The 3,968-nt window shown below is 36.6% G+C and carries 3 protein-coding genes; all 3 read left to right on the top strand.

The window, feature by feature from the left end; all coding sequences use genetic code 11:
• The first annotated feature begins 13 nt into the window (after positions 1-13).
• Complete coding sequence (locus WBQ70_RS13830) at positions 14-115, top strand: hypothetical protein (RefSeq protein ID WP_423915226.1); 102 nt, start codon at positions 14-16, stop codon at positions 113-115.
• A gap of 132 nt (positions 116-247) precedes the next feature.
• Positions 248-2,197: a glycoside hydrolase family 2 TIM barrel-domain containing protein gene (locus tag WBQ70_RS13835; RefSeq protein ID WP_423915223.1), complete on the top strand. Its 1,950-nt coding sequence runs from the start codon at positions 248-250 to the stop codon at positions 2,195-2,197.
• A gap of 1 nt (position 2,198) precedes the next feature.
• Positions 2,199-3,851: a sulfatase-like hydrolase/transferase gene (locus WBQ70_RS13840; RefSeq protein ID WP_423915224.1), complete on the top strand. Its 1,653-nt coding sequence runs from the start codon at positions 2,199-2,201 to the stop codon at positions 3,849-3,851.
• Positions 3,852-3,968 lie beyond the last annotated feature (117 nt).

Below are 3,968 nucleotides of genomic sequence, written 5' to 3' on the forward strand. Positions count from 1 at the left end.
TTTTACTGTTGATATATCTAATAAAAAGAAACAAATCGCTATCGAATTTGATGGTGTGATGAGTAATGCAAAAGTGTACTTGAATGGACATTATGTTGGTGAACGTCCTTACTGATATATTGGCTTCGAACTGGATTTAACACCTTACATCAAATTTGGGCAAGATAATGTAATCGCCGTCCAAGTAGCTCCCGAAGATCTAGCCGCTAGATGGTATCCTGGTGCTGGAATTTATCGTAATGTTCGATTGAAGATCAATGATAACATTCACATTCCACAATGGGGAACGTATATTACGACTCCTGTAGTGACTAATGCTAAAGCAGCGGTTAAAATTCAGACCTCAGTTAAAAATGCGGGTAATCTAAATTCAGATGCTGTCCTAATAACCACTCTTAAAAACAATAAAGGTGTGGTAGTAGGAACCAACAGTCAAAAAATAACAATCAATAAAAACACGGAGCAAAAAGTAATTCAAGAGATTGAAGTGGTAAATCCAAATAAATGGGATATTCAATCACCTATCTTATATACGGCTTATAGCCAAATAAAAATGGGGAAAGAAACAGTTGATGAATACCAAACCAATTTTGGTATTCGAACTATTGAATTTGATGCCAATAAAGGATTTTTGTTGAATGGTAAAAGAGTGCAGCTCAACGGTGTTTGTATGCACCATGATTTAGGACCATTAGGAGCAGCTGTAAATTACAGAGCAACAGAGCGCCAAATGCAAATCATGCAAAGTATGGGTGCTAATGCTTTGCGTACCAGTCATAATCCTCCATCGCCAGAAATGCTAGAAGTATGTGATAAACTGGGTATTGTAGTTATTGTAGAAGCTTTTGATGAATGGCAAATGGCCAAGGTCCCTAACGGATACCATAAATATTTTGACAAATGGCATGAAAAAGATTTGCGTGATATGATCAAGCGTGATCGCAACCATCCCTCAGTGATAATGTGGAGTATTGGGAACGAAATTTTGGAACAAAGTAAAAAAGACGGTTGGATTTTGACCAAACATCTAAATGACATTTGCCATGATGAAGATAATACTCGTCCTACAACTGCAGGATTCAATTATTATCCACAACCTTTTACTAATAAATTAGCCTACCAAATAGATATAGTAGGAATGAATTATTGGCCAGCGGATTATAAAGAGATTAAAGAAAAAAATCCAAATATTGTTTTATACGGTTCGGAGACTTCCTCTCAAACTAGTAGTCGTGGCATCTATCATTTACCAATAGAATTTAAAGAAAAACATGAAACCAATCAAGTGTCGAGTTATGATACCACTGTAGGACCACCGTGGGCGTATGCTCCAGATGTAGAGTTTGATGCGCAAAAAAACAATCCTTCTTCGTTAGGAGAATTTATTTGGACAGGTTTTGATTATTTAGGAGAACCTACGCCTTATGGAGGACGAGATAATTCGACCAATGGCTACTGGAACTCCGATTGGCCTTCGCATTCTTCTTATTTTGCACCTGTTGATTTAGTAGGATTGCCTAAAGATCGTTTTTATTTGTACCAAAGTCAATGGACTACAAAACCTATGGTACATGTATTGCCACATTGGAACTGGAAAGGAAAAGAAGGCGAAATTATCCCTGTTTATTCTTATACAAATTGTGATGAGGTAGAATTGTTTGTGAACGGAAAATCTTTTGGCAAAAAAGTAAAAGGAAAAGATTTTACCGAAATTCCATCAGAATATCATGGATTTGAAAAAGGAATGTACAAAACCAAATACCGTCTGTCTTGGAATGTGCCTTACCAGCCTGGAAGTATAAAAGTAGTAGGATATAAAAACGGAAAACAAACTGCTGTAAAAGAAATTATGACAGCTGGAGCTCCAGCTCAAATTAAACTAATTGCTGATAGAACAGTCCTAGATGCCGATGGAAATGATTTGTCATTCATCACAGTACGTATAGAAGACAAAAACGGAAATCTATGTCCTGAGGCTGATAATTTAGTAAACTTTACTGTTGAAGGAAAAGGGGTTCTTGCTGCAGTAGGTAATGGAGATTCGACTTCATTAGCTTCTTTTCAAGCAAATAACAGTAAAGCTTTTAGCGGGATGTGTGTTTTGATTGTAAAATCTACTTCTGAAAAAGGAGCAATCAAGATTACAGCACAGTCCAATCAATTAAAATCAACAACGCTTTCAATCAATACAAAATAAAATGAAAAAGAATTTTTTACTACTGGCATTAGTCTTTCAGTACTTTATTAGTCTTTCGGCTCAAGAACGCCCAAATATTATTTTCATCCTGACTGATGATCAATCCTATGAATTATTAGGGTGTACGGGAAACACCATTATACAAACGCCAAATATTGATAAAATGGCAGGTGAAGGAATTTTGTTTACTAATGCTCATGTAACGAGTGCCATTTGTACGCCTAGTAGGGTATCTATATTATTAGGGCAATACGAGCGTAAACACGGTGTGAACTTCAATTCAGGAACCAGTGTTTCTGACAAAGCCTGGGAACAATCGTATCCTATGGTGATGCGTGCTAACGGCTATTATACGGGTTGGGTTGGTAAAAATCATGCCCCAGTTGGGAAAGGTGGGTATGACAGTGGTGTTATGGAAAAAAGTTTTGATTATTGGTATGCTGGTCATGGGCATTTGAGTTTTTACCCTAAAGACAGACACTCTATTTTTAATGATGCCATTGCTTTTACGCAGCCAGAGATTATCAATGAAGGGGTTAATGACTTTTTAGATCCTAACGAAAGAAAATTAAAAGGGGCTATTAAATTCCTTGAAAGCAGACCGTCAGACAAACCATTTATGTTGTCGATCAATTTCAACCTACCTCACGGAGCAAGTACGGGAACAATGAAGATGAAGCCTTCAGATGATGAAATATATAGAACCTTGTATCGTAATATCGAAATTCCGTTGCCTCCAAATTATATCGCTAAAGCGGATATCAAAACGCCAAAATTACCTGCCGATTTATTGCATGCTGAAGATCGCCAAGATGGTTATAATTATGTAGATACTCCAGCGGGAATCAAAGAAAGATACATTCGTGAAATGGAAGCCATGACTGGAATTGATAGAATGGTTGGTAATTTAAGAAAAAAATTAAAAGATCTTAAAATCGATAAAAACACCGTAATTATTTTTACTTCTGACCACGGATTATTCGGTGGCGAACAAGGTCTTGGTGGAAAATCATTGTGTTATGAAAAAACAACGCACATACCAATTATTGTCTTGGATCCTAGAGTATCTAAAAAACAAAAAGGATTAAAAAGTGATGCTTTGGTACAAACGATCGATATTGCACCAACCATGTTGGCAATGGGCGGAATTCCTGCACCAAAAGTATTTCAAGGAAAAGATATTTCGAACCTAATTAAAGGAGGAAAAGACGAAGTCCGTACTCATGTCTATACCGAAAATTTATGGTCTACCCATTTTGGAAATCCTCGTTGCGAAGCTGTTCAGGACAAAGAATGGAAATACATACGTTATTATAAAAATGATAATTTTTCAGCAACTAAAGAAATTAAATATGCTAAAGAATTAGGAGTGAATGTCAACGATATGTTGTACAAAATGCACGACCCAGAAATCGCCATTTACCGTGATTATATCGACTCACCATTAAACGGAGAGAAACCCGTGTATGAAGAGCTGTATAACTTAAAAAATGATCCACAAGAACTACATAATCTAGTTAACGATAAAAAAAACACCGCTGTTTTAGAATCATTAAAAAAACAATGGAATGTCGAAATTCATAACGCCAGAGGAGAAGGAAAAGCAGAAGTTTTAAGATACACGAACGATTTGTATCCAAAGGCAGGGCATTAGTTTTTTTTTGGGCGTAACCCTCCGTAAAAACTACGGGTCGGGTTTTCCGTTCCCGCTTTTTTTAATCCTGTAAAAAACAGGATTAAAAAAGAGCTCCACTGCAACCCCTTACGCAAG

The sequence above is a fragment of the Flavobacterium sp. genome, from assembly GCF_049590715.1.
Lineage (GTDB): Bacteria > Bacteroidota > Bacteroidia > Flavobacteriales > Flavobacteriaceae > Flavobacterium.